The following is a 25955-nucleotide window of genomic DNA, read 5'->3' on the forward strand; positions in this document are numbered from 1 at the left end:
CGTCAGTTCCCCCCGAACAACCCGCGCAGCCCTTCGCCGATTTCTTCGCCCAATCGCTGTTCGACGCCGCGCCGCAATGTGTCTTCAAGCGTTTCACCCTCTTCGGCTGTCACGCCGAGTTCATCCGCGATCTTGGCCTCGGCTTCTGCGCGCGCACGCTCTTCCAGTCGCCGGGCTTCTTCACGCGCGAGCGATTCCAATCGCTCCCGTTCCTCGGCAAGCCGTTCACGGGCCAACGCCTCCATGTCCAGCCGGAAGCGCGGCGCGCTCCATGGCCCTGTAACCATCAGGGGCACCCGCAGCGCATTGCCCTCTTCGTCTCTCAATGCCGACGGAACAAGACGGTAGTCCAGCGTCTGCGCACCAAGCCCGACCTGCCCCTCGCCTGTGACCTGCACGCGTGCCGAATCGAACAGCAGGTCGTCGTTGCTCAGCACGCCATCCGTGACCACAAAGCTACCTGTGATGCTGTTGTAAATAGTGCTGGTGCCTTCCCCGACATACCCCAAGTCGAGGTTGCGCAACATGCCCGCAAGGTCGAGCCCAAGGATCTCTCCCTCGGAAAAGGACAGCGCCCCCTCGCCCCGCAGGCTGTTCATGATTGCGTGCAGGCTGTTGCCAGACCCCAGAAGGTCAAGACGCCCCTCGGCCGTGCCCTCCAGACGCTCGAACCCAGCTGTGTCGCGCAAGAGTTGCAACAGGCTTATGCCGCTGGCTTGCAGATCAGCCCGTGCCGACAGGCCGGACCGATTATTGACAACGACCTGCCCCGTCACGCCACCCCCGAACAGCCGCGCTTCCCGAATCTCTGTCACCGCACGCGCGTTGTCGATGGTGCTGCGCAGACGGATCGGGCCAAATGTGCCACTGTCGCTGCGCAACTCGTTCAGGGAAATAGAGATATCGCCGTCCAGAGCACTCAGGGCCGAAGCGTCTATCGGGTCGCGTGACCAACCCGCTTCTGCCTGTGGTGCGCCCCCACTACCGGCCCCCCGCAGGTCCAGCACTGGAACCGTGATTTGTGCATCCACGTGCGGGCGGGGGCCGGTCAGGGTAATATCCGCCGCCGCGGTCAGGGCGATATCGCCAATATTTGCCGCGCCACCGCGCACAAACACTTCCCCGCCCGTGGTATGCGTAAGCTGCCCCGAGAATGTCAGCGGCCGCAAGTTTGCAGGCAATTCCGCGCCCGATTGCCCAATCGCAGCCATGACCGGCGCCAGCGCAGGAACCACCGTGTTGACCTGCCCTTCCGCCGCCATGTCGGCCAAGGACACGCGCCCCTCGAAACGGGCCTCTGCCCCGGCGATCTCGGCCTCTAGGTCGATTGCCGTCAAACCACCATTCAGCAAGTTGCCTGCGTTCCCGGCTCGAAACACCACCGAAACCGGTTGGCCGTTCAATTGCGCCGAGCCGTCCAGTGACAGCGGCCCATCCATAACCGGAAGCGACATCGTGGCGTCCAGCCGTGTCACCTGTAAATCCATTCCGCTGGCATCATCTACATAGCTCAGGCTGCCATTGCGTATTTCTGCCCGCGCCAAGGTCAGACCAGGTACGCCACCAGACCCGGAAGCCACTGGCTCTGCCGCTTCCGGCGACCCGAACTCCCATGTCGCGCGCCCATCCGCCCCGCGCCGCAACACGACTACTGGCGATTGCAGAACCACACGTTCCACCGCAACCGTGCCCGACAAAAGGCGCATCAGGTTCAGTCCGACATCCATCTCCTCGGCGCGCAGCATGTCGCCCCCGCCTGCCCAGTCGGGATTACCGATGGAAATATCCTGCGCTGTGGCCCCGATGACCGGGTAAACACTTAGCCCGATCTCGCCTCCGATGGTCAAGCTGCGCCCGGTCGCGGCCTCGAATTGCTGCGCCGCAAGTGTGGCAAGCCGTTCGGTCGGAATGAAAACCAACGCTGCCACCACCAAGGCGACAAGGCCGAAGACAACCGCCAACAGGGCTTTGACAAGACGCATGACACACTCCACTTGCTTTGCTTACAGACCAAGCCTAACGGCCATGACAGCGCTTGTCTTTCACAAATTCGACGGCCAAACTCTGCCCGACGGAATGAGGGAGGATCACATGTCAACGCAAAAGGTTGCGCTTGTCACGGGGGCGGCGCGCGGCATAGGGCTGGCCACCGCACAAAGCTTCGCAGCGCAAGGCTGGAACGTGTTGATGCTGGACCGCGACCATGCCGAGCTTGCGCGCGTGGTTGCCGATGTCCCCAGAGCGACCGCGCTCGATTGCGACATTTCCGACCCGGATGCCGTGGCCGCCAGTTTTACCGCACTCGACCAACTTGACTGCCTTGTAAACAATGCCGGCGTGGCGCAGTTCGGCCCGATCGAAGCCTGCGATTTTGCCTTGTGGCGCAGTGTTATGGCCACCAATCTGGACGGCACCTTCCTGTGTTCTCAGGCAGCTTTGCCGCTGCTGAAGGCCAGCCGCGGGAACATTGTCAATATCGCCTCTATCTCTGGCCTGCGTGCCTCGACCCTGCGGGTGGCCTATGGCACATCCAAGGCTGCCGTGATCCAATTAACCAAACAGCAAGCGGCGGAACTGGGCGAATACGGCGTCCGCGCGAATTGCGTCTGCCCCGGCCCGGTACGCACCAAGCTTGCTATGGCAGTCCACAGCCAAGAGATTATCGACGCGTATCACGACGCAATCCCGCTCAATCGCTACGGGTCAGAGGCAGAGATCGCGGCCGCGATCACTTTCCTTGCCTCGGAAAGCGCAAGCTACATTACCGGGCAGGTTCTGGCCGCCGATGGCGGCTTCGACAGCACCGGTGTGGGCCTTCCCGCGCTGCGAAAGGACACGCCATGAACCTCACACGTCTGGCCGCTGAACGTGACCGCCCCATCCGCGCCGCCCTGATCGGCGCAGGCAAGTTTGGCTCTATGTTTCTTGCGCAAGTGCCGACCATCGCCGGGCTGGAGGTCGCCGTTATTGCCGATCTGGACCCCGACCGCGCCCGTGCCGCCTGCCGCACCGTGGGCTGGGATGACGCGCGCATCGCCGCCACGCGTTTCACCGACAATGGCCAGGATGCCGCCTGCGCCGACGTGGACGTGGTGATCGAAGCCACCGGCCACCCAGAGGCCGGGATCGCCCATGCCCTTGCCGCCATCAATGCAGGCCGTCACATCGTCATGGTCAATGTCGAAGCAGATGTGTTGGCAGGCGCGGAACTGGCCCGGCGTGCGACACAAGCAGGCGTCGTCTATTCCATGGCCTATGGCGATCAGCCCGCGCTGGTGTCCGAAATGGTGGATTGGGCCCGCGCCACCGGGTTTGACGTGGCAGCCGCCGGCAAAGGCACCAAATACCTGCCCGCCTATCACCATGTCACGCCTGATGAGGTGTGGTCGCATTACGGCCTGACGCCCGACGCTGCCAAAGCCGCGGGCATGAACCCACAAATGTTCAACTCGTTCCTGGACGGCACAAAATCCGCAATCGAAGCGGCGGCCATGGCCAATGCCTGCGGCTTGGACGTGCCGGAACAGGGCCTCGGCTTTCCGGCCTGCGGGGTCGATGATCTGGCCCATGTGCTGCGCCCCGAAAGCGCGGGCGGGCAGCTTGCCCGCGATGGTATGATTGAGGTCGTCTCATCACTCGAACGCGACGGGCGGCCCGTGTTTCGCGACCTGCGCTGGGGCGTCTATGTGGTGCTGAAAGCGCCGAATGACTACGCCGCCGCCTGTTTCAAACAATACGGCCTGCCCACCGACAGCACGGGGCGCTATGCCGCGATGTATAAACCCTTCCACCTGATCGGGCTGGAATTGTCGGTCTCGGTCCTGTCAGTCGCGCTGCGGGGTGAACCCACCGGGCAGACCCGTGATTGGCGCGGCGATGCCGTGGCGGTGGCCAAGCGCGACCTGCGCGCCGGAGAGGTTCTGGATGGCGAAGGCGGATGGACCGTCTACGCCCGCGCCACTTCGGCCCAAGCTAGCCGCGCGCAAGCGCTTCTGCCCATCGGGCTTGCGCATAGCGTAGCCCTGACCCGCGACATTCCCGCAGGGACCACACTGCGCATGCAGGATGTGGCGCTCAACGACAGCCTTAACGGCGTCCAGCTGCGCCGCCAAATGCTGGCGGGCTAACCCTTTGCGACTTCATCTTGCCAAAAATACTCACGACACGGCGCTCGCCCCACGCGTGCCGAAAAGGTCTTTTGTGCTGGGCAAAAGCGCGCTATCCCGCCGCGCATGACCCTGCGCCCAGAATTTTGGCACACAGTGCCCCTGACGGAAATGACCGCCCCCGAATGGGAGGCGCTTTGTGATGGCTGTGGGCGGTGCTGCCTGAACAAGCTGGAAGATATCGACACGGATGAACTGGTCTTCACCCGTGTTGCCTGTCGCCTGTTCGATGACAGCACGTGCCGATGTGCAAGCTACGAGAACCGCAAGTCTCTGGTTCCGGAATGCGTGGTGTTAACGCCCAGCACCTTGCCGGATATCGCCTATTGGATGCCAGAGACCTGCGCTTATCGTTTGCTGCATGAAGGGCATAAACTGCCGCTCTGGCATCCCCTGATAACGGGCGACCCGGACACGGTCCGGCAGGCAGGCGTGTCCATGCACGACCAAACCGTTTCTGAAAGTGTGGTGCCACTGGACGACTGGGAAGACTACCTTCTGGACGACTGAAACCGCATTAGCAGCCACAGGTTCGAGATCAGCAGAACCGCGATTACGACCGCTCCGCCCCAGATCGCCCAGATGCCGGGGTCTTCCCCCAGAAGTGCCCAGACCAGCAGCGGTGCCAACACCGATTCCAGCAGCAGCAGCAACGACACTTCGGCAGAGGTGATGTAACGTGGCCCCATCGTCATTAACGATGAGGCGCAGGCAATGAACGCGCCATGCGCCAGCAGGAGTGGCCATTGCGCGGCCAGTGGCCCCATGACATCGGCGAAGGGCAACAGCACCAACGCCGCTCCGATCAGCGACACCGGCACGGCCGCCAGCATCGAGCGGCCGCGCAGCACCCGCAGCGCGGTCATGGCAGCGGCAAAGGCAGCGGCCACGCCAAGGGCCACCAGATCGCCTTGCCAGCTTGCGCCGACAGTTTCATGCGACCCTCGCAGAATAAGGCCCAGTCCCGCGAAAACACCTGCCATGGTCAGAACCATCCGCATGGAAATCGGTTCGGCCAAAAATATCCGGCTGAACACCGTGGCAAAAACTGGCGTTGCAGCAAGGATGAACACCACATTCGCAACGCTGGTAAGCGACACGGCCAAGACGAAACCACTGGCAGCAATGCCGAAAAAGATCAGATAGGCCAGACCCGCCCGGCCCGTCTGTGCAAGGGACGTGATCGACCGCGGCCCTTGTGTGGCCAGCACAAAGGCCAGAATCAACGCGCCCGCGATCAGGTTGCGCCAAAAGGCGGTCGTGATGGCCGGGGCATCGATCAACCGCACAAACAGCGAATCGGGCACAATGAAAAGCACGCCCAATGTGGTCAGGGCCAGACCTTTAACATGTTCACTCATAGCGCCTTTGTCGGGCGCGCATGTGGCCTAGTCAAGCCGCAGATGCGCGTCTCGATACGCCGGACGCGACATACAGGCAGGCGGGTTGGACAAATACACGGCGCGGGCAATCGCACGGGCAAGGCAAGTGGCCGCAGCATGGCCCAAAGCGACCATGTCTCTCGCCGATGCGGCAGGTCCGGTGCCCGTGGATATTGCAAAGACGATATCCCCGTCGAACTGCGTATGCGAAGGCACAATGGCGCGCGCCATCCCGTCATGCGCGGCAATGGCCATCCGCGTAAGTTGGGCCTGAGTCAGCAAGGCGTCGGTGGCGACAATGGCCAAAGTCGTCGCCTCGCGCGCCAGTTTGGTCACGGGTGGCGCCGCGTAATCCGCCCGTGGCGCGGGGCCAAGCCCGCCGAATTCATCCTGCCACTCGAACGGCGCAGCCCAGAAATGCGGCCCCTGCCCAACCGTTACACTGCCTACCGGGTTGGCGGCCACCAGCGCGCCCACGGTGGCGCCGCCTTCTAGAACCCATGACGCAGAACCAAGCCCTCCGGCAAAATTAACCGTTGTCGCCCCCATCCCGGCGCCCTGACTGCCCAAGGCGAAATCGGGGGTAGCGGCCTGCAATGCTGCGCGCCCAAGCCCCGGATAAGGATTCGCGTCCCAGTCTTTTGCGCCATCATTTGCCAGATCGAACAGGATCGCGGCGGGCACGATGGGCACGCTTTTGCCTGCGACTTGATAACCACGGCCCTGCGCGCGCAGGCCGTCCATCACGCCCGACGCAGCGTCCAGCCCAAAGGCCGATCCTCCGGACAGCACAAGCGCATCCACCTGCTGCACCAGCCGATCCGGGGCCAGCAACTCTGTCTCTCGGGTGCCGGGCGCACCACCCATTATGTGTACCCCGGCCGCAAAAGGCGCATCGGCTGTCACAACCGTTACCCCGCTGGCCAGAGCGGCGTCGTGCGCGTTCCCGACCCGCAAACCGCACACATCGGTCAACCGATTGCGGAGGCCGGGCCGGTCAGAGGGAATCATCGGCATTCGACGTATCATTTTGTTGTGACCAATATTCCAGCAGATCACCTGCTGTCGCGGATTGCCGACCCAGAAGCGACAGGTAAAGCACATCGACCCCAATAAGCGCCGCCTGTTTCCACAATTCCTGTGAACGCTGGCCGCTTGGGCCTGTCGTGCCGAACATGCTTTGCGTGGCATCTGCGGCAGAGGCAAGGACAAGGACGAGTTGCAACGCCGGCACCGTCGGCGCCAAGCGTGCAAGCTCCACGGGCAAAGCTGCCAAGGCAAACGACACATCCGCCACAGCATCGCACGCATAGGCAGTCATCTGCTCTATCTGGGGCTCTGTTGCCGGCGCGTCGGCGACCTGAGACGCCAAGCTGGGGGGTGCGCACCTTTCCGCCGGAATCCTACCACTCATTCAGTCTGCCTCGAACCAATACAGCACGTCATGACGATCAATGCTGCGTCTTGTGGGGTAAACGTTAGGCGGTTTTGTCAGGATTTGGCAACTTTCAACCTGCGCAATACCGATTTTGGGTCGTTTTCGTGCCAAACCGAATTGTGGACACCGTGGAATGTAAGATACACAGCATCGTGCCATGGCGGCATCAGACCCACAATATTCGAAGCACCAGCAAGGAGCCCAGACCCGACAATGGCGGATCATTCGGACCCCAATGCCCAGTGGAAGACCCTGTCTGGTCTGGGAACAACGGCTGTAACAGCCTTGCTTTTCGTATTTTTCCTGCAATTCCTGCCCATTGTGGCCAGCGGCGAGCCTGTGCGGGTCGTCTGGGATTGGGTGCCATCGCTAGGTGTGCAGCTATCGTTCTGGATCGACGGGCTAAGCCTGATGTTTGCGCTGCTGATTACCGGCATCGGCGCCATGGTCATGCTGTATGCTGCGAAATATCTGGCCGGACATCCGCAATATAACAGGTTTGCGATTTACCTGTTCAGCTTCATGCTGTCCATGCTGGGGCTGGTGCTGGCGGACAACCTGATCGCGTTGTTCGTATTCTGGGAGTTAACCACTTTCACGTCCTATTTGCTGATCGGGTTCGTCCATACCGACCCGAAATCGCGCCGCAACGCCTTGCAGGCCTTGTTGCTGACAGCCACGGGCGGACTGGCCATGCTGGCAGGCTTCATCCTGATCGGCGCCACACAAGGCACGTTTGAGTTGTCGCAACTGAATGCGGCGGGCAGCATGGCAGAGCATCCATTCTACCTGCTGATCCTGATTCTTGTGCTATGCGGTGCGTTTACCAAATCTGCACAAGTGCCGTTCCATTTCTGGTTGCCGAACGCCATGGCCGCGCCAACGCCGGTTTCCGCCTATCTGCATTCCGCAACCATGGTCAAAGCTGGGGTCTACTTGCTGGCGCGCCTGCACCCATCCCTGTCGGGCAGCGATGTCTGGGTCTGGACATTGTCCATTTTCGGGGCCGTTACGGCGGTGTTTGCCTCTTTCATGGCGCTGCGCCAAACCGATCTGAAGCAGACGCTTGCCTATACGACCTTGATGGCCTTGGGCACCTTGGTCATGTTCCTTGCCGGGTCCAGCGGCTACGCGATCACGGCGGCGATGACCTTTCTGTTGGTGCATTCGCTCTACAAAGCCGGTCTGTTCCTGATTATCGGCATCGTCGATCACGCAACACATACCCGCGACGCGGATGTCCTGGGCGGATTGGCGCGTGCCATGCCGATCACCGCCGCCGCCGCCATTGCGGCCGGGCTGGCAATGGCCGGTGTGCCGCCCGTCTTGGGCTTTATAGCCAAAGAGGTCGCCTATGCAGGGGCGCTGGAAATGCAACTGTCGGTATTTGTGCTGCCCATGGCGCTGGCTGCTTTCGCGCTGATGTTCGCTGTGGCCGGTATCGTGGCCTATAAGCCATTTTTCGGCCCGCAAGGCAAACTGCCCCATGCCCCGCATGAGGGGCCGTGGCCAATGCTATTCGGCCCGGTGGTGCTGGGCACGCTGGGCCTTGCGTTTGGCGTTCTGCCCGGAATTAGCGCCTATTACCTGATCGAACCCGCAGTAAACGCCGTTATGGGTGCGCCCGACAAGGGCGGCAGAGTCAAGCTCTGGGCCGGGTTCAACCTGCCACTGGTTCTAAGCCTTGTAACCTTCGCACTCGGCTTCGCGCTGTATCTGGGCCACCAGAAACTGCGCCGCGCGCTTATCTGGATAGAGGCACGCGGCCCCGATCTGGATGCAGGCTGGGACACGCTGCTGGACCGTTTCGTCACATTCACAAAAGCACAGACTGCGCTGATCCAGACAGGGGTTCTACGCCAATACATATTCGCTACCTTTGGCGTCTTTGCGGCAACCGTACTGGTTACGCTGGTGCTACGCGACGTGGGCGGCATAGAGCTGCGGCTAGCAAGCCTCAGCTTTATGGAATGGGGTGTGGCGCTCCTCATCGTGGCGGGAACAGTGGTGACTGCGCTGACATCGTCGCGCATTGTCGCCCTTGTCGCGCTTGGCGTGGTTGGCGTAGGCGTTGCCATGATTTTCATCATATTCTCTGCGCCGGACGTGGCCATCACGCAATTGCTGGTAGAATTGCTGGTGGTGCTTCTGATGGCCTTCGCTTTCCTTAAAATGCCGAATCTGGACCCGGACGGCGTACAAAAGCACAGCTTTGCAAATGCCGCCCTGGCTTGCGCAGTCGGTGTCGGAACAACGCTGACCTTGCTGCTGGTTGTCGACCAACCCTTCGACCGACGCCTGACAGAATTTTTTGAAGCGGCCAGTTGGACCGAAGCCTTCGGGCGCAACATCGTGAATGTGATCCTGGTGGATTTCCGCGCAATCGACACATTTGGCGAAATCGCCGTGGTCATGATTGCCGCAATCGGCGCGGCGGCCCTGCTGAAAGGGTTTGCGCGAAGCGGCAAAGCAGATGAGGCCAAGAAATGAAATCGGTCATATTTGAAACCGGGGCGCGCTTGCTGGTTGCCCTGATCTTCGTGTTCTCACTGTTCATGTTGCTGCGCGGGCATAACCTGCCCGGTGGCGGTTTTATCGGCGGGCTTTTGGGGGCGGTGTCATTCATTGTCTACTCCTTGGCAAAAGGCCCGGCCGAAGCCCGCAAGGCGCTTCACATGGCGCCGGAAACCATCGCTGCCATTGGCCTTGGCATTGCGCTTCTGGCCGGGTTGCTTTCGTTTTTCATGGGCGATCCGCTCTTCACCGGCCAGTGGTTCTGGATTGGGGGGGACAGCTACGACACCGCCGTCTTTGCTCCAAACAGCATCCTGGTGTTCGACATTGGCGTTTACCTTGTGGTGCTGGGCGGAATCCTCAGCCTCGCCTTTGCTTTCGACGAGGAGACCTGAACCATGGAAAGCCTGACTGCCATTTTAATAGGCGTGCTGACGGCTGCGGCCGTCTACATGATGTTAGCGCGAAACATCATGCGCTTCATGTTCGGTCTGATCCTGCTGTCGAATGCTGTGAACTTGACCATCTTTACCGCCGGTCGCATGACCAAGGGTGAACCGGCCCTGGTGCCCTATGGTCAGGACGCACCCCTGACTGACATCGGAAATGCCCTACCCCAAGCCCTGGTGCTGACCGCCATCGTGATCGGCTTTGGATTGCTGGCGTTCCTGTTGGCACTGGTGTTCGAAGCGTATCGCCGCCTGCACGTCGTCGATACCGACGCGATGCGCCATGCAGAACCCAAGGAGGATACCACGAAATGAGTTGGGTTCTGGTTATGCCGCTTGTGATTCCGTTCATCACGGCGGTGATCGCGTTCATATTACGCAATTCCCCAGCCAATCGGTGGGTGTCCGTTGTCGGATCGGTTCTGGCACTTGTTGCCGCCGCGGTCCTGATGGTTTCCGTTCTGAAAGAAGGGGTCGTCGCCGCGCAGATGTCGAACTGGAGCGCTCCATTTGGCATTACTCTGGTGGCGGATTACCTAAGTGCAGTCATGGTTGTCATCACCGCGATCACAGGGTTGGCAACCACTGTCTACGCACTTGGCGAGATCCCAGAAGAAACAGAGAAACTTGGCTTTTATGCCCTGTTCCAGACCCTGCTTGCCGGGGTCACAGGGGCCTTTCTGACAGGCGACCTGTTTAACCTATATGTCTGGTTCGAGGTGATGCTGATCGCATCCTTCTCTTTGCTGGTCATCGGGGGCGGCAAAGAAAGGCTGGATGCGGGCATCAAATACGTTGCGCTCAACCTTGTCTCTACCTTGGTATTTCTGTCCGGGATCGGCATGCTCTACGGTGTCACCGGGACGTTGAACATGGCCGACCTGCGCGGCGCCGTTGCCGCGGCAGAAAACCAAGGTTTGATAACCGTGATCGCGATGATGTTCATGGTGGGCTTTGGTGTGAAGGCCGCGGTATTTCCATTGTTTTTCTGGTTGCCCGCCAGCTATCACACCCCCTATTTCGCGGTGTCGGCGGTATTCGCCGGGTTGCTGACGAAAGTGGGTGTCTACGCATTGATGCGCATGTTCAGCCTCGTCTTTGTTGGCGATATTGGCTTTACCCATGAAATACTGCTCTGGGTGTCATTGCTGACCATGTTCACAGGGGTGATCGGTGCGGCCGCACAAACGGATTTCCGCAAAATCCTGTCATTTCACATCATCAGCCAGATCGGCTACATGACCTTGGGCTTGGCCCTGTTCACGCCTTTGGCACTGATGGGCGGCGTATTCTACCTCGTGCACCACATCATCGTGAAGGCAAACCTGTTCTTTGTCGCAGGCCTCGCCCGACAGTATGCCGGAAGCACCGATCTGAACCGAATTGGCGGGCTGTATAAATCCGCCCCCTTGCTGGCGGCTTTGTTCATCATCCCGGCCTTTTCGCTGGCCGGATTCCCGCCCTTGTCCGGTTTCTGGGCGAAATACCTGATCGTGAAGGCGGCCTTGGAACTGAATTTCTGGTTCGTGACCTTCGTGTCTTTGTTCGTCGGTTTGCTGACCATCTATTCCATGACCAAGATCTGGGCCATGGCATTCTGGAAACCGCATCCAGACGGAATTGACCCCACCCCCAACCGCGCACCGCCGCAGGTAACACGGGCCATGATCCTGCCGATTGCCGCGCTGGCCGCGATGACCATCGTCATCGGGTTCTACCCGGAACCCTTCGTTCAATTTGCCGAGACAGCGGCAAACCAGCTTCTGGACCCAACTGACTACGTCACGACTGTTCTGGGGGTGCAACCATGAACGGCTTCTTGTTCAATCTGCTGTTGGCTTTTGCTTGGGCCGTGATGACAGGGGATTACAGCCTTAGCTCGCTTACGACTGGCGCTGTCCTTGGGTTTGTCGCGCTCTGGCTGTCGCAACCTCTGACAGGCATTGACCGGCTGTATTTCAAACGTCTGTATCGCATTATATATCTGAGCCTGTTTTTCCTGTGGGAATTGCTGCTGTCCTCGGTAGAGGTCGCGTGGGACGTGATACGCCCTGTGCCCCGCAACAACCCTGGGCTGATCGACATCCCGCTGACGGTCAAGAACGACTTCGAGATATTGCTGCTGACCAATCTCATCTCCCTGACACCGGGCACGCTTAGCGTAGATGTGTCCGAGGACCGTAAGATACTAACCGTGCACGCCATGTTCGCGGATGACCCCGACGCGCTATGTAAAGATATCAAGGATGGGTTCGAGCGCCTAATCATGGGAGTGTTTGAGACATGACATCTGCCGTATTTCTGTCCATGGCAATTCAGATTTCGTTGTTCCTGATCCTTCTGGGGCTGGCCGTTGCGCTGATCCGCCTGGTCAAGGGACCATCCTTGGCAGACCGTGTGGTTGCCCTTGATATGATGACCGTTACGATCATCTCTTTTTGCGGCGTCTATGCCGTATTCATGGATGAACCATCATTTCTGGACGTGGCCATCGTGCTGGCATTGGTCGGGTTCCTGGCAACTGTCGCACTGGCGCGCTACGCTGAAAAGCGCTTTCAACAAGAAGACGCGGAACGCGCCGACCCCGAAAAGGAGCAGTCAGATGGCTGATATTGTGATCGGTGCATTGCTTTTGGCTGGCTCTGGGTTTGTGCTGATCGCCGCAATCGGCATTGTGCGTCTGCCTGACCTGCTGACGCGGATGCATGCCTCGACCAAGGCCGGGACGCTGGGCGCATTGCTTGTTCTAGCGGGTCTTGCCCTGCATCAAGGGACGGGCGATATCATCAGCAAGGTTATTGCGGCAGCGCTGTTCCTACTGCTGACCGCCCCGATTTCGGCGCATATGATCGGACGCGCCCATGCGAAGCGCACGAAATCGCTTCAGGGCAAGCCGGACAATGCCGACTGAATGTCGGCGGCACAGAGGGGCGAGGGCTTAGGCGGCTGGGGCCATATGTGGACCTGTTCCATGGCGCTCGCGTTGCAGCGTGCGGAAATGCGCCATTTCGGAATGGGTCCATGCGGCAATGTCCCAAGTCCGGGCAGACCGGCGCAGGGCAGCCATGCGCGCGCTGGCCTCTTCCATCCCCATGGACAATGCCTGCTCCAAAGCCGAGTCCATCGAGGAATGCGAAAACGGGTTGACTGGGATTGCCCCATCCAGCAGCACCGCGCAGCCGGCGAATTCCGACAAGATCAGCGCGCCTGGGTGGGTCAGATCCCGCGCGGCGCAAAATTCGGACGCCACAAGGTTCAGCCCATCCGCCAGCGGCGTGATAGATGCCATATCGGCCGCACGGTAATAAGCCACAAGCTGCGCGAGCGGAATCGCCTTGCTGACCAAAGTGACAGGCTGCCAGTCGAAACTGCCAAAGCTTCCATTGATCCGCCCGACCAGCCCTTCGATCGCGTCCTGAACTTCGGCATAGGCAGTCATGTTGCGGTTCGCGCCAACCGAAACCAACATCAGCCGAACCTTGCCTCGCAGATCGGAACGACGGGTCAAAAGCCGCTCAAAGGCTTCAAGCTGTTCAATATTTCCCTTGGTATAGTCGGTCCGCGATACTGATAAGATTAACTTTGTTTCGCCAAGCTCCGCACGAATTTCGCGCACGCGCTCTGCCACTTCCGGCTTTTGCGCCAGTTCCTGAATGTAGTCGAAATTTACCCCGACAGGATTGGTATGCACGCAGGTCGTGGACCCCATATGCTCCAGCATCAGCGGCATACGCCGGTCATTCAACGCAACACCCGTGGCGGACAACGTGCTGGGTGTTTCAGCCTCTGACACCAGCTTTGCACCCTTTATGGATCGCACCACAGCGGCGAAATTCTGGGCGTAGCGCGGGATGTGAAAGCCCACGCTGTCGCAGGTCATCAAGCTGCCGATAATCTCTTCGCGCCACGGCAGCACGTTGAACATATCCGGCCCCGGAAACGGCGTGTGATGAAAGAAACAGATCGTGGCATTAGGTTTCAACTGCCGCAGATAGCCCGGCACCAGCCACAGGTTATAGTCATGCACCCAGATCACAGCTTCATCGGTGGCCTGTTCGGCGGCAGCTTCGGCAAAAGCCCAGTTCACAGCACGAAAGGTCGGCCAATCGACAGGATCATAATTGTAGCGTTCCTTGAACCCGTGCAGGATCGGCCAGAAGGCTTCTTTGCTGGTCACGTGGTAAAAGCTGCTGACCTGCTCTTTTGTCAGTGGAAGTCGGCTGACAGTGTAGGTGCCGAAACTGTCTGAAATCTCTATCACCGGCTCGAAACCGGGATTGGCGGTATCCTCGGCCTCTTTCCACGCGACCCATGCGCCACGATTGGCCTGCCCCAAAAACCCCTTCATCGTAGGCACAATCCCGTTCGGGCTGGAGTTTTCACGATACTGCACCTGCCCATCCTCGATCACCTCCTCATAGGGTTGGCGGTGGTAAACGATCACAAGGTCCGATTTCATAGCGGCAGCTCCGGTGGGGTTGCGTGCAGGGTGTGGGCGTGAATGGCTTCGATAATTCCACCTGCGCCAATATGGCGGCAGCGATGCGCGCGCGGCAGATGGGCGGTCGCGTTCAAAAGTTCAGCTTCAGAGCCACCGACCAGCGCGCCATGCAGACCCGTTTCAAACATGGACAGGTCGTTGAGCGTGTCGCCCGCGACCAGCACGCGCTCCGCTTCAAGCCCCAGATGCGCGATGAGCCGTAGCAGCGACGGCCCCTTGCTGACGCCGCGCGGCAATACATCAACAAAGCACCCATGCGAGACGATGGTATCGACTGCCAAATCCTCAAGCACGGTCAGCGCCGCGCGATCAAAGCTGGTATCGTATTCGTAGGATAACCGGTGGCGAAAAGGGACATTTTGTAACCGTAGCCCACCGACCGACAGAAGCCGCGCTTGCACCTCTGTCGCCAATCCGTGCCAAGCTTGTGTGATCGGCATTTCAAGGTCGATCATGGGCTGGACGCGGCCAGACTCGAATCGCGCGATGGTCGTTCCGACATCCCCGATCACAAATTCCGGGCTGGGCACGGTGCCATCCGCGCACAGGCTACCAATGAAGTCCGGATCGCGGCCAGTGACGAATATTAGCTGGACATCGGGCTGTTCGCGCAACCAATCGTAAAGCATGCGACGATGTTGCGGGCTACCGCCCAGAAAGGTTCCGTCCAGATCGGTGGCCAGCACCATTCGGGTGCTCTGCCCGGCCATGGGGCGGTGTGACAGGGTATCCATAGAGCAAAGATGGACGCTGCGCGGCTTGGGTCCAAGCCAAGCCCGGACAGGAAGATACGAAACCTCACCAAAAAAAGAAACCGCCCAAAATATGGGCGGTTTCTAAAATTCTTGCCCACAAAATGGGCGGTCGATTTAGGCGAGTGCCAGGTTCGACGCAGATTCGCGGCCATCACGACCTTTTTCCAGATCGAAAGTCACTTTCTGACCATCGTCCAGACCGCGCAGGCCAGCGCGCTCAACAGCGGAGATGTGCACGAACACATCCTTGGAACCGCCATCGGGTTGAATGAAGCCAAAACCTTTGGTTGCGTTAAACCATTTCACGGTGCCAGTGGCCATGTGAATTCTCCTAATAGTGTGTCACTGCCCACGAAATGCGGCAGCTCGGCTCAGTCAGTGCAAGATCGATATCACTGTGGCCGGTAAAGGAGAACAGTCGTCGATAGAGGTAACATCGCAGGCATTTCCATACATGGGCACCATGCGTCTGGCAAGGAAATTCGCTCAGGGTAGCGCCGATAGACGCGCGGCCATATCCAACATACGACAGGAAAAGCCCCATTCATTGTCATACCAACCAAAGACCCGCAGCATGCCGCCGCTGGTCTGTTGAGTCTCTGCCAACGCCATGACGATGCTTTCTGGCCGTGCCCGCAGGTCGGTGGACACCAGCGGCCGGTCGGTCCAGCCGATCACCCCGCCCGCCCTTTGCATGGCGTGGTTAACCTGATCGACGGTCGCGGGCCGCTCCAACATGACACATAGATCGACCGCCGAGACAGAGGCCGTCGGCACCCGCACCGCGGCCCCCAGTAAACGACCTTCCAGTTCGGGCAAGACACGTTCCACCAGCTTTTGCGCGCTGGTCGTTGTGGGCACCATCGACAGCGCCGCAGCGCGCGAGCGTGCCGGATCGCCGCGCGGGGCATCCACCGTAGGTTGGCTGCCCGTGTAGCAATGCACTGTGGTCATAAAGCCCGTCGCAACACCCCATTGATCGTGCAACAACCGCGCCAAGGGCGCGAGCGCATTGGTGGTGCAGGATGCGTTAGAGATCAGCTTGTGCCGACGGGTTAAGATGCCCTCGTTCGCACCCAGCACAACCGTAACCTCAGCCGCCTCGGACGGGCCAGAGATCAGTATCCGCGACGCTCCCGCGCGCAAGCCACGTTCTGCAACCTCCGCTGTGTCGGCGCGACCGGTGCATTCCATGACCAGATCGACACCAGACAGGTCCAGCCGCGACAGGTCGCGCTCATGCGTCAGGCGCAGGCTTTGCGCGCCGATATGCAACTTGCCGTCAGCGGCCTTTACCGACTGTGGCCACGGTCCGAACACGCTGTCATATTCAAACAGGTAGGCGCAGGTTTCGGCATCGGCAATATCGTTGATCCCAACGATCTCAATGCCTGGCCAACCGCCTTTCAGCCACGCGCGCACCACAGTGCGGCCAATGCGACCAAAGCCGTTCAGAACCACTTTCATAACGTGCCCTTCCGCTGCCACGCGCGCAGTTAGACCCGCGCGCGGGTCAGTTGCAAGGCTAGAGCGCGACCTCTATCGCGCTCCCATTGGCACGCGCCAGTTCCACGGCTTTCGACGCCACGGCGATATCCTGCAAACCGACCCCGGTGCCGTCGAACAACGTCACCTCCTCGGCACTGGCACGCCCCTTATGGGTGCCGTTGATGACCGCACCGATGGGCGTAATCGCATCCGCCGTAATCAACCCCTGCGCAATCGCGTGCTGCGCCTCGCCAATAGAAATGGATTGCGCGACCTCGTCGGTGAACACCGTGGCGCGGGCCAGAAGCGCCGGGTCTACCTCTTGCTTGCCGATCGTGTCGGTGCCCATGCAAGCGACATGCGTGCCAGGGCGGACATGCGCATCCATCAGGCTGGCCGCAGGGCTGGAGGTGATGGTGATAATCACATCCGCCTGCGCGCCCAAATCCTCTAGACTGACCTCCTCGAACGGCAGGCCAGCATCAGCAACGGCAGCCGCCAGACGGTCCATCATGTCGGGGTGGTAGTTCCACGCCACGACCTTCTCGAACTTGCGCTGCCGCAGCGCCGCGCGCATCTGGAATACCGACTGATGGCCTGCGCCAACCATACCCAGCACTTTGCTTTCAGGCCGTGACAAATGCGCGATCGAAATGGCAGACGCCGCCGCCGTGCGCAAAGCTGTCAGCAGGTTGCCGCCGACAGCCGCTTGCAGAATACCGGTGTCCGGGTCGAACAGGAATACGGTTGACTGGTGATTAATGATGCCCTTGGCGGCATTGCCCGGAAAATAGCCCCCTGCCTTCACGCCCAGTTGCGCGCCCGCACGGTCCAAGCCGGACTTGAAACCATATTGACGCCCCTCGCCCAGCGCCTCGCGCACCACGGGGAAGTTATAGGCGTCATCACGCGCCATGGCGGAGAAAGTGGCTTCGACAGCATCGAACGCGCTTTGGTCATCGACAAGCCCGCCAATGGCGGATTCGGGCACGATCCACATGGGACAGCCTCCTGTTATGGGTGTTCGCAGAGAAAGAGGCCCCGGATCAGGTCCGGGGCACGGAGAGTAGGTGCTTGGGCTCCGGACCTGATCCGGAGCCTCGCGGTCCTTTGCGGCAAGCTCAGTAAGCCTTGCCACGCGCGCTGACGGGCCAGAGGGTTTCGACCTTGCCCCCCCGGACACCGACATACCAGTCATGCACGTTGCAGGTCGGGTCGCAATGGCCGGGGACCAGTTTCAGTTTGTCGCCAACCTTCAGCACCGCGTCAGGATCGGCCACAACGCCATGCTCGTCCGAGCATTTGACGTATTTCACATCATCGCGCCCGTAGATGAACGGCAGGCCACTATCCACGGATTGCGCTTTCAGACCGGCATCGACAATTGCCTTGTCGGCCTTGGCGTGGCTCATCACGCTGGTCAGCAGGAACAGCGCGTTTTCCCATTCGCCTTGGTCAATGCGCTTGCCGTCCTTGTCCAGAATGCGCCCATAATCGGCATCCATGAAAGCATACGACCCGCATTGCAGTTCGTTATACACGCCCGAATTGGACTCGAAGTAATACGATCCGGTGCCGCCGCCGCCAACGATGTCGCAGTCCAGACCTTCGGCTTTCAGCCCTTCAACGGCGTCGCGCACCATGGCAATGGAAATATCGACCTTTGCCTTACGCTCTTCATAGCTGTCCATGTGCTGCATCGCACCCTGATAGGCTTGGATGCCGGCAAATTTCAGCCCTTCAGCGGCGTCGATGGCTTTGGCAATCTCGACCACAGCAGGCGTGGTGGTCACGCCGCACCGGCCCGCACCGCAGTCAATCTCGACCAGACATTCGATCTGGGTTCCATGCTTGACGGCGGCTGCCGACAGGTCAGCCACATTGGCTACGTCATCGACACAGCAGATCGCACGCGCGCCAAATTTCGGGATGCGCGCCAAACGGTCGATCTTGGCCGGGTCGCGCACTTGGTTCGACACAAGCACGTCCTTGATGCCGCCGCGCGCAAAGACCTCTGCCTCTGACACCTTCTGGCAGCAGACACCGCAAGCGCCGCCAAGGCTTTCTTGCAGTTTTGCCACGTCAACGGATTTGTGCATCTTGCCATGCACACGGTGACGCATGCCATGCGCAGCGGCGTAATCGCCCATCTTCTTGATGTTGCGCTCCAGCGCGTCCAGATCAAGCACAAGACAAGGCGTCTGGATGTCAGCCTCGTCCATACCCGGCAACGCAGGAACATCAAAGCCTACTTCAAGGCCGTCAAATTTGGTCGGTGCGTTCATAAGATTAACCCCTTTTATATCGGTCAGCCTGCCATCCAAGGCAGCTTGTCCAGATCCACATTGCCCCCGGTAATGATCACGCCTACGCGCTTTCCACGAAACACCTCGGGGTTTTTCAGAATGGTCGCCAAAGGAACCGCGCAGGACGGTTCCATCACGATCTTCATGCGCGCCCATGTCAGGCGCATTGCGTCGATGATTTCCTGCTCTGACGCCGTCAGGATATCGGTCACATGGTGTGACACGAAATGCCACGTGTTTTCTTTCAGCGGCACCTTCAGGCCATCGGCGATTGTGTTGGGCGCATCATCGGCAATAATGTGCCCCGCCTTGAAGCTGCGATAAGCATCGTCGGCCTGTTCTGGCTCGGCTGCATAAATCTCGACACCGGGTGCGATGTTCGACAGCGTCAGGCAACAGCCCGAAATCATGCCACCGCCACCAATCGGCGCGATCACCGCATCCAGCCCTTCGACCTGCTCCATGAACTCACGCGAGCAGGTCGCCTGTCCGGCAATCACACGTGGGTCGTTATAGGGATGGACGAAATCCGCCCCGGTCCGGGCCTGCACTTCGGCAAAGACCGCCTCGCGGCTGGTCGTGGACGGCTCGCACTCGGTGATTGTGCCGCCATAACCGATCACGGCGTCCTTCTTGGCCTGCGGCGCGGTGCGCGGCATAACGACGTTGCACGGTATCCCCCGCCGACCGGCCGCATAGCTAAGCGACAGGGCGTGGTTGCCGCTGGAATGCGTGGCAACGCCTTTGGCGGCTTCCTCGTCGGACAGGCCGAAAACAGCGTTGCACGCGCCGCGCACCTTGAAGGCGCCCGCTTTCTGGAAATTCTCGCACTTAAAGAATAACTCCGCCCCGGTCAGCTTGTTCATGAATTCGGAGGTCAGAATCGGTGTGCGGTGAATATATGGTTTGATCCGCTCATGCGCGTCCACGACATCTTGATATGTCGGCAACGGCGCGTCTGTATGATCTTTCATCTCGCCCTCATTTCATCTTGCCGAAAATACTCCGGGGTGCGGGGCAGAGCCCCGCGTGCCCGGCCCCACCATTACGCCGCTTTGGCAATTGGCTCTGCCGCGGTTCCGCGCAAATACTCCTGCGCTGCCGCCACGCCGCTGCCCAGCTTCACCGGCCAGCCCAGATCGGCCATGCACATCTCTGCCGTGGCCAGACCCGACAGCAGCATGACATCGGTCAGGCTGCCCAAATGGCCGATGCGGAACAGCTTGCCCGCGACCTCGCCTAGGCCCACACCGAAAGCGACGCCGTATTTGCTGGCTGCAAGCGTGACCACATCGGTGCCATTGAACCCTTCAGGCGCCATGACCCCGGTTACGGTGTCAGAATACAAGTCAGGCCGCGCGGCACAAACCTGCAAACCCCAACCACCCACCGCGCGGCGGGTCGCTTCGGCCAGCCGGTGGTGGCGGGCATAGACGTTTTCCAGTCCCTCGGCCTTCAGCATGGCAATGCTGGCCGCCAGACCGTTAATCAGACCCACGGGCGGGGTGAACGGATAGCCACCCGCAGCATAGCCTTTCAGCATATCGCCAAAATCGAAATAGGTGCGCGGCAGCTTTGCGCTGTCACGCGCCGCCAGCGCCTTGGGCGAGACACCCAGAATCGCCAGACCGGCGGGCAGCATGAACCCCTTTTGCGAGCCTGCGACCGCGATATCAACGCCCCAGGCGTCCATCTCGAAGGGCATGGACGCGATGGAGCTGACGCCATCGACAAGCAGCAATGCAGGGTGGTTTGCCCCGTCCATCGCGGCGCGCAGGCCCGCAATGTCCGAGCGCACGCCGGTCGCGGTTTCATTATGCGTCGCCAGAACCGCCTTGATGCTGTGGTCGGCATCGGCGGCCAGTGCCGCCCCCATAGCGTCGGTCGGACAACCCTCGCCCCACGGCGCGTCAATAATCTGAACATCCAGCCCGTGCCGCTGGCACAGGTCGATCCAGCGATGGCTAAACATGCCATGGCGCGCCGCCAGAACCTTGTCACCGGGTGACAGCGTATTGCTGATCGCGGCTTCCCAGCCGCCGGTGCCAGTGGCGGGCAGCAGCAGCACTTCGCCTGCGCTCATGCCCAACACCTCTTTCACGCCCGCAACGGCAGGCTGGAACACCGCCGCGAAAGCGGGCGAACGGTGGTCGATGGTCGGCATGTCGCAAGCCTTACGCAGGCTTTCGGGCATATTGGTCGGACCGGGGATGAAAACCGGGTTTTGTAAAGACATAGTGTCCCCCTCATAGTGTTGACATTGGTTTGCCACTCATAGCCGCATTTTTCAATTTTTTTGAAAAATAATTACTATCTGTGAAAAAAGAGAATTTCGTATTATCTATCAGAGGGTAAGTGTTTTTCATTTCCCTGCCTGCAGTGCAGCACACGGTAAAAAGGTAGTCTATGACACAGGTATCCCGACGCGGACGGCCTCGCGCCTTTCATGACAAGACAACACAGAACACCATCCAGTCACTGGATCGCGCGATGGCGATTCTGGAAACGCTGGCACGGTCTGAGGGGATGACCTTGTCGAATCTCGCCGCTGCGTGCGGGCAGTCCACCGCCACGGTGTACCGCGTGCTGATTACCCTGCAACAGCGCGAAATGGTGGATTTGGAGCCCGCCGGGCAGGTCTGGCATGTGGGCGTCGGAACGTTCCGCGCGGGCACCTCATTTCTGCGCCGCACATCGCTGGTGGAGCGTGCGCGTGCGCCCATGCAAGCCTTGATGCGCGAAAGCGGCGAGACTGCCAATCTGGGTATTGAACAGCAGGACGAGGTTTTGTTCCTGACGCAGGTCGAAACCCATCAGGCGATTCGCGCCTTTTTCCCGCCCGGCACGATAGGCCCGATGCATGTGTCAGGTATCGGCAAGGCACTGCTTGCGTGGTTCGATGAGGGGCGCGTTGCGCAGGTTGTGGCGCGGCGCGGCTTGGAAGCCTTCACACCCGCATCCCTGACCTGTGCAGAGGATTTGCGCGCAGATTGTATTCGCACCCGTGCCCGCGGCTTTGCCTTTGACGACGAAGAACGCGCACCGGGGATGCGTTGCATCGCCGCGCCAATCTTCAACCCGCATGGAGAGCCGGTGGCGGGGGTGTCGGTGTCTGGCCCGGCTTTTCGGTTGGAGACGGGCAATCTGGACCGGATCGGGGGTTTGGTGGTGAAAACAGCGGCTGAAATCACGGCGGCGACGGGCGGCACGATGCCCGGCGCAAAACCGGTTTGACAATTCTGATTTATTTTGTCAGGATTGGTCCACAGCCAACCGACAGGTCAGCCATGCCACTCCTGACCCGAGAGAGATACCATGAACGCCATTACCCGTTTCATCCCAGAAACAACGCCCACAGCGCCGGTGCATGATGTTTATAGCCTGACGCGCGGCGGCAATCTGGCACAGATTATACTGGACGGAAAAACCTACCAGTTGCGCATTACCCGCGCGGGCAAACTGATCCTGACCAAATGAAAACGGGGGCCAACCGGCCCCCGTTTCGATGTGTGGCGTAGTCGTTCTCAATGTCCTAGAATCTGGCTCAGGAACAGCTTGGTGCGGTCGGATTGCGGGTTGTTGAAGAACTCTTTGGGTTCGTTCTGCTCCACGATCTGACCTTGGTCCATAAAGATCACCCGGTTCGCAACGGCCTGTGCAAAACCCATTTCATGCGTCACGCACAGCATGGTCATGCCTTCCTCTGCAAGGCTGATCATGGTGTCCAAAACCTCTTTAATCATCTCCGGGTCAAGCGCTGATGTCGGTTCATCGAACAACATAATCCGCGGCTTCATGCACAAGGACCGCGCAATCGCAACGCGCTGTTGCTGACCGCCCGATAGCTGACCAGGATATTTATGGGCCTGTTCCGGGATCTTCACCTTTTCCAGGAAATGCATGGCCGTTTCCTCGGCCTCGCGTTTGGGAACCTTGCGCACCCAGATGGGCGCCAGCGTGCAGTTTTCCAAAATGGTCAAATGCGGAAACAGGTTGAAATGTTGGAACACCATCCCAACTTCGGAACGGACCTTGTCGATGTTCTTCAAATCGCCCGTCAATTCGGTTCCGTCGACGATGATTTGCCCGGCCTGATGTTCTTCCAGACGGTTGATGCAGCGGATCAACGTCGATTTACCGGACCCGGAGGGACCGCAAATGACGATCCGCTCACCACGGTAAACCGTCATGTTGATATCGCGCAAAACATGGAACGAGCCATACCACTTGTTCATTCCCGTGATCTGGATCGCCAGCTCATCGCTGATCTGCATTTTGCTGGTGTCGATACTGCGATCAACGGGCATTTCGGCGGCAGCTACTTCCGACATAGGTCGCACTCCTTAACGATGATCGGTCTTCAGCTTGCGCTCCAGATACATGGAATAGCGCGACATGCCGAAGCAGAAGATGAAAAACAAAGCCCCGATGAAGATGAACAGCTCCCAATAGATGCCGTTCCAGTCCGTATCGGCGCGGATGGCGTTGGACAGCCCGATAGGGTCGAGCAGGCCGATGAAGACCACCAGCGTCGTATCTTTGAACAACCCGATAAAGGTATTCACGATGCCGGGAATTGCGATCTTCAGCGCTTGCGGCATGACGATCAACCGTTGCGCCTTCCAGTAATCCAGACCCAGCGCATCGGCGGCCTCGTATTGGCCTTTCGGCAATGCTGCCAACCCGCCGCGAATGACCTCTGCCATATAGGCCGACGCAAACAACGTCACCATGATGATAACCCGCAGGATCAGGTCAAAACTGGTGCCCGGCGGCAGGAAGTAGTTCAGCAGCAACGACGCTGTAAACAACAGCGTAATCAATGGCACACCACGAATAAACTCGATGAAGATAACGCAGACCGATTTCAGGAAAATCATGTCCGACTGGCGGCCCAGCGCCAGCAGGATACCAAACGGCAGCGACAATGAGATACCCGAGACGCCGATCACGATGGAGATCAGGAAACCGCCGAACGCATCCGAGCGCACATATTCCAGCCCGATCGGCGCAACGGAATACATTGCAGCGTCAAAGGGTCCGGCAAGGAACACCCACCAAAGGAAAGTTCCGGCAACTGCGGCAATAACGCTGACCAAAGACGACAGCTTCGCCGTTGCCCTGAATGCCACATAGCCCACGACAAACCCCAAGAGCACCGAAATGGGCAGCCAGACCGACCCGCCCCAGAGCAGATGGTAGCCGATGAAGGGGAACAGCACCGAGAAATAGAGCATCTTTCGCGGCACTTCCGAAAACAGGATCGGGGCCAGCGCGACCAACATCAGCACCATTGCCAGAACCGGGCGCCAGTAATGCTCTGGCGGATAGAAGCCGAACAGAAGCTGATGCCAACGGTCTTTAATGACCGCGAAACAGGCGCCAGAGGTTCCATCCAGAATTGCGCGGCATTCACGCAATGATTCGGCGTTCCAGACTGTGTTCAACAACCACGGCCCGATTTCGATGATGATGAACCAGATCACCCCCAAGGAGGCAATCGTGAGGACGGAATTGAGCCAGCCAGAGAACAGGTTTTCGCGCAGCCACTTGATAACGCCCCGCTCGGTGACAGGTGGCTCTTGCTGGTCAAGCATGGTGTCACGCACATAACTGACGGTGTTGGAATGGGTATCACTCATCTTACCGTTCCTTCAGCTTGACGCGATTGTTGTAGACGTTCATCGCACCAGAGATGCTTAGGCTGACCGCAAGGTAGATCAGCATCATCAGCAGCATCCCCTCCAACTCGCGCCCGGTCTGGTTGATGCTGATACCCCCAAGCGTCGAGCGCAGGTCCATATATCCAACCGCCAAGCCCAGTGACGTGTTCTTGGTAATGTTCAAGTATTGCGAAATCAGCGGTGGGATAATCACCCGCAGCGCCTGAGGCAGGATCACAAGGCGCATGGTCTTGCCCGGTTGCATCCCCAGCGCAAAGGCCGCTTCGGTCTGACCACGCGAAATGGCCAGAATACCGGAACGCACATTCTCTGCCACGAAAGCGCCGGTGTAAATGCCAAGCCCCAGCCACATGGCAATCAACGAGTTGCGCATATGAATACCATCAGCGAAGTTGAAACCGCGCAATTCAGGGTATTCCAGATGTGCCCCGAAGAAGATGAACAGCAGTGCAACCGGACCGAACAGGACGCCCAGGCTTTTCCACCAGGTTTTCGGACGGATCCCGGTCGCATTCTGAACCGCCGTCGCATTCTTCAGAATGACCTTGTGGGCATAAATACCTACAATGATCGCGACCAGCACCAGCAACCAGTTGATCGACGGCGCAACCACACCAAGCGGCAAATTACCCAGGTCGTTTGAAAACTGGATGGCAGGGACATAGACACCCCGATTGGTCACGGCCACGGAGTCGTTGAACAGCATGCTCGCGGTTGGTGTATCGCCCCGGAATGCCGACGGTGCGGGCATTGATTCGGTCATGATCGCGCCGAATATGATGATCCAGACCAGCGTTGGAATGTTGCGGAACAATTCCACATACACCGTCATAAGCCGCGCTACGATCCAGTTATTGGACAGCCGCAACACACCCGCGATAACCCCTAGCACAGTTGCCAAGGCGCAGGCCATGACCGCAAGAATGGCCGTGTTCAGCAAGCCGACCAACGCGGCCCGACCATGGGTCATCTGGCTGTCATATTCTATTGGTCGTTGGTTGATGTCGTAGCCGGCGGGGGCTGACAAGAATGCGAAACTGAAATCCTTGCCCAACGCACGCAGGTTGTTGATCGTGTTGTCGACCAACCAGGCAATCCCCAGCATCAGGGCAAATAGAAACACAATCTGGATCGTGATTGACCTGTAGCGCTGGTCATACAGCAACATGCTCAACCGGAAAGCCGTTTTCGGCGGCGCGGTCCGCGTGCGAAGATCGCTAGTGCTCGACATAAAACTCTCCTGTCGCTGCAAAGCTGCAACGTCTGGCCAAA

The 25955-nt window shown here is 59.4% G+C and carries 27 protein-coding genes; 12 read left to right on the forward strand and 15 right to left on the reverse strand.

The features are described from left to right. Positions 1 to 2 precede the first annotated feature (2 nt). Positions 3 to 1982, reverse strand: coding sequence for an AsmA family protein (locus M3N55_RS11545; RefSeq protein WP_249059135.1), 1980 nt, complete (start codon positions 1980 to 1982; stop codon positions 3 to 5). 109 nt (positions 1983 to 2091) lie between these two features. On the opposite strand from M3N55_RS11545, the gene M3N55_RS11550 reads away from it, so the two are divergent. The 3 genes from M3N55_RS11550 to M3N55_RS11560 all read left to right on the forward strand — a co-directional run bounded on the left by M3N55_RS11550 (position 2092) and on the right by M3N55_RS11560 (position 4676). Beyond that, the gene (locus tag M3N55_RS11550; RefSeq protein ID WP_249059138.1) at positions 2092 to 2844 is read left to right on the forward strand and encodes an SDR family NAD(P)-dependent oxidoreductase; all 753 of its coding nucleotides are present in this window, start codon (positions 2092 to 2094) and stop codon (positions 2842 to 2844) included. After that, complete coding sequence (locus tag M3N55_RS11555) at positions 2841 to 4127, forward strand: NAD(P)H-dependent oxidoreductase (protein ID WP_249059140.1); 1287 nt, start codon at positions 2841 to 2843, stop codon at positions 4125 to 4127. The genes M3N55_RS11550 and M3N55_RS11555 overlap by 4 nt, the downstream gene beginning before the upstream one ends. 105 nt (positions 4128 to 4232) lie before the next feature. Beyond that, positions 4233 to 4676 (forward strand): YcgN family cysteine cluster protein, encoded by a 444-nt coding sequence (locus tag M3N55_RS11560; RefSeq protein WP_249059142.1) that lies wholly within the window; start codon positions 4233 to 4235, stop codon positions 4674 to 4676. On the opposite strand, the gene M3N55_RS11565 is transcribed toward M3N55_RS11560, so the two are convergent. Genes M3N55_RS11565 through M3N55_RS11575 form a run of 3 tightly spaced genes read right to left on the reverse strand, consistent with a single transcriptional unit; the run spans position 4658 to position 6869 of the window. Beyond that, positions 4658 to 5527: a DMT family transporter gene (locus M3N55_RS11565; protein ID WP_249059145.1), complete on the reverse strand. Its 870-nt coding sequence runs from the start codon at positions 5525 to 5527 to the stop codon at positions 4658 to 4660. The two genes, M3N55_RS11560 and M3N55_RS11565, sit on opposite strands and share 19 nt — an antisense overlap. 27 nt (positions 5528 to 5554) lie before the next feature. Then, on the reverse strand, positions 5555 to 6565 hold the full coding sequence (locus M3N55_RS11570) for a P1 family peptidase (protein ID WP_249059159.1): 1011 nt from the start codon (positions 6563 to 6565) through the stop codon (positions 5555 to 5557). After that, on the reverse strand, positions 6546 to 6869 hold the full coding sequence (locus M3N55_RS11575) for a hypothetical protein (protein WP_249059160.1): 324 nt from the start codon (positions 6867 to 6869) through the stop codon (positions 6546 to 6548). Before M3N55_RS11575 ends, M3N55_RS11570 begins: the two co-directional genes overlap by 20 nt. Before the next feature lie 330 nt (positions 6870 to 7199). Here M3N55_RS11575 and mbhE point away from each other — a divergent pair, with 330 nt between their 5' ends. The 7 genes from mbhE to mnhG are packed head-to-tail and all read left to right on the forward strand — an operon-like array spanning position 7200 to position 12860. Continuing rightward, entirely contained in the window at positions 7200 to 9476 is a 2277-nt protein-coding gene (mbhE, locus tag M3N55_RS11580) for a hydrogen gas-evolving membrane-bound hydrogenase subunit E (RefSeq protein WP_249059163.1), read from the forward strand. Then, a complete protein-coding gene (locus M3N55_RS11585) occupies positions 9473 to 9895 on the forward strand; it encodes an MnhB domain-containing protein (protein WP_249059170.1) in 423 nt (140 codons plus the stop codon). The genes mbhE and M3N55_RS11585 overlap by 4 nt, the downstream gene beginning before the upstream one ends. A 3-nt stretch (positions 9896 to 9898) precedes the next feature. Beyond that, on the forward strand, positions 9899 to 10264 hold the full coding sequence (locus M3N55_RS11590) for a Na+/H+ antiporter subunit C (RefSeq protein ID WP_249059172.1): 366 nt from the start codon (positions 9899 to 9901) through the stop codon (positions 10262 to 10264). Beyond that, the gene (locus tag M3N55_RS11595) at positions 10261 to 11760 is read left to right on the forward strand and encodes a Na+/H+ antiporter subunit D (protein ID WP_249059174.1); all 1500 of its coding nucleotides are present in this window, start codon (positions 10261 to 10263) and stop codon (positions 11758 to 11760) included. Before M3N55_RS11590 ends, M3N55_RS11595 begins: the two co-directional genes overlap by 4 nt. Continuing rightward, positions 11757 to 12236 carry a Na+/H+ antiporter subunit E gene (locus tag M3N55_RS11600; protein WP_249059175.1) on the forward strand — a complete coding sequence of 160 codons (480 nt, stop codon included), beginning with the start codon at positions 11757 to 11759 and terminating at the stop codon, positions 12234 to 12236. Before M3N55_RS11595 ends, M3N55_RS11600 begins: the two co-directional genes overlap by 4 nt. Continuing rightward, positions 12233 to 12559, forward strand: coding sequence for an MrpF/PhaF family protein (locus M3N55_RS11605; protein WP_249059176.1), 327 nt, complete (start codon positions 12233 to 12235; stop codon positions 12557 to 12559). The genes M3N55_RS11600 and M3N55_RS11605 overlap by 4 nt, the downstream gene beginning before the upstream one ends. Further along, positions 12552 to 12860: a monovalent cation/H(+) antiporter subunit G gene (mnhG, locus tag M3N55_RS11610; protein ID WP_249059177.1), complete on the forward strand. Its 309-nt coding sequence runs from the start codon at positions 12552 to 12554 to the stop codon at positions 12858 to 12860. Before M3N55_RS11605 ends, mnhG begins: the two co-directional genes overlap by 8 nt. 27 nt (positions 12861 to 12887) lie before the next feature. Here mnhG and ggpS read toward each other — a convergent pair whose 3' ends face one another. The 8 genes from ggpS to bhcA form a co-directional block, all read right to left on the reverse strand. Continuing rightward, complete coding sequence (ggpS, locus tag M3N55_RS11615; protein ID WP_249059178.1) at positions 12888 to 14408, reverse strand: glucosylglycerol-phosphate synthase; 1521 nt, start codon at positions 14406 to 14408, stop codon at positions 12888 to 12890. Then, positions 14405 to 15184 carry an HAD family hydrolase gene (locus M3N55_RS11620; RefSeq protein WP_249059179.1) on the reverse strand — a complete coding sequence of 260 codons (780 nt, stop codon included), beginning with the start codon at positions 15182 to 15184 and terminating at the stop codon, positions 14405 to 14407. The genes ggpS and M3N55_RS11620 overlap by 4 nt, the downstream gene beginning before the upstream one ends. A 135-nt stretch (positions 15185 to 15319) precedes the next feature. Further along, complete coding sequence (locus tag M3N55_RS11625; RefSeq protein WP_072244567.1) at positions 15320 to 15526, reverse strand: cold-shock protein; 207 nt, start codon at positions 15524 to 15526, stop codon at positions 15320 to 15322. A 165-nt stretch (positions 15527 to 15691) separates the two neighbouring features. Further along, complete coding sequence (locus M3N55_RS11630; RefSeq protein ID WP_249059180.1) at positions 15692 to 16672, reverse strand: type I glyceraldehyde-3-phosphate dehydrogenase; 981 nt, start codon at positions 16670 to 16672, stop codon at positions 15692 to 15694. Between the two features lie 58 nt (positions 16673 to 16730). Beyond that, positions 16731 to 17693, reverse strand: coding sequence for an iminosuccinate reductase BhcD (gene bhcD, locus M3N55_RS11635; protein ID WP_249059181.1), 963 nt, complete (start codon positions 17691 to 17693; stop codon positions 16731 to 16733). A 121-nt stretch (positions 17694 to 17814) separates the two neighbouring features. Beyond that, complete coding sequence (gene bhcC / locus M3N55_RS11640; protein WP_249059182.1) at positions 17815 to 18978, reverse strand: 3-hydroxy-D-aspartate aldolase BhcC; 1164 nt, start codon at positions 18976 to 18978, stop codon at positions 17815 to 17817. 23 nt (positions 18979 to 19001) lie between these two features. Then, positions 19002 to 19973, reverse strand: coding sequence for a beta-hydroxyaspartate dehydratase BhcB (bhcB, locus tag M3N55_RS11645; protein WP_249059185.1), 972 nt, complete (start codon positions 19971 to 19973; stop codon positions 19002 to 19004). A 71-nt stretch (positions 19974 to 20044) separates the two neighbouring features. Then, on the reverse strand, positions 20045 to 21235 hold the full coding sequence (gene bhcA / locus M3N55_RS11650; RefSeq protein ID WP_249059186.1) for an L-aspartate--glyoxylate aminotransferase BhcA: 1191 nt from the start codon (positions 21233 to 21235) through the stop codon (positions 20045 to 20047). A 170-nt stretch (positions 21236 to 21405) separates the two neighbouring features. Between bhcA and bhcR the strand changes: the two genes are divergently transcribed. Both bhcR and hemP read left to right on the forward strand, forming a co-directional pair. Further along, positions 21406 to 22233, forward strand: a complete 828-nt coding sequence (gene bhcR / locus M3N55_RS11655; RefSeq protein WP_249059187.1) for an HTH-type transcriptional regulator BhcR — start codon at positions 21406 to 21408, stop codon at positions 22231 to 22233. An 81-nt stretch (positions 22234 to 22314) separates the two neighbouring features. Further along, on the forward strand, positions 22315 to 22476 hold the full coding sequence (gene hemP / locus M3N55_RS11660; RefSeq protein ID WP_249059190.1) for a hemin uptake protein HemP: 162 nt from the start codon (positions 22315 to 22317) through the stop codon (positions 22474 to 22476). A 47-nt stretch (positions 22477 to 22523) separates the two neighbouring features. On the opposite strand, the gene M3N55_RS11665 is transcribed toward hemP, so the two are convergent. Genes M3N55_RS11665 through M3N55_RS11675 form a run of 3 tightly spaced genes read right to left on the reverse strand, consistent with a single transcriptional unit; the run spans position 22524 to position 25914 of the window. After that, entirely contained in the window at positions 22524 to 23330 is an 807-nt protein-coding gene (locus M3N55_RS11665; protein ID WP_283163954.1) for an amino acid ABC transporter ATP-binding protein, read from the reverse strand. Positions 23331 to 23342: 12 nt separating this feature from the next. Beyond that, the gene (locus M3N55_RS11670; RefSeq protein ID WP_249059191.1) at positions 23343 to 24641 is read right to left on the reverse strand and encodes an amino acid ABC transporter permease; all 1299 of its coding nucleotides are present in this window, start codon (positions 24639 to 24641) and stop codon (positions 23343 to 23345) included. A gap of 1 nt (position 24642) precedes the next feature. Then, positions 24643 to 25914, reverse strand: a complete 1272-nt coding sequence (locus M3N55_RS11675) for an amino acid ABC transporter permease (RefSeq protein ID WP_249059193.1) — start codon at positions 25912 to 25914, stop codon at positions 24643 to 24645. Positions 25915 to 25955 lie beyond the last annotated feature (41 nt).

Source organism: Roseinatronobacter domitianus (assembly GCF_023336755.1).
Taxonomy (GTDB): Bacteria; Pseudomonadota; Alphaproteobacteria; order Rhodobacterales; family Rhodobacteraceae; genus Roseinatronobacter; species Roseinatronobacter domitianus.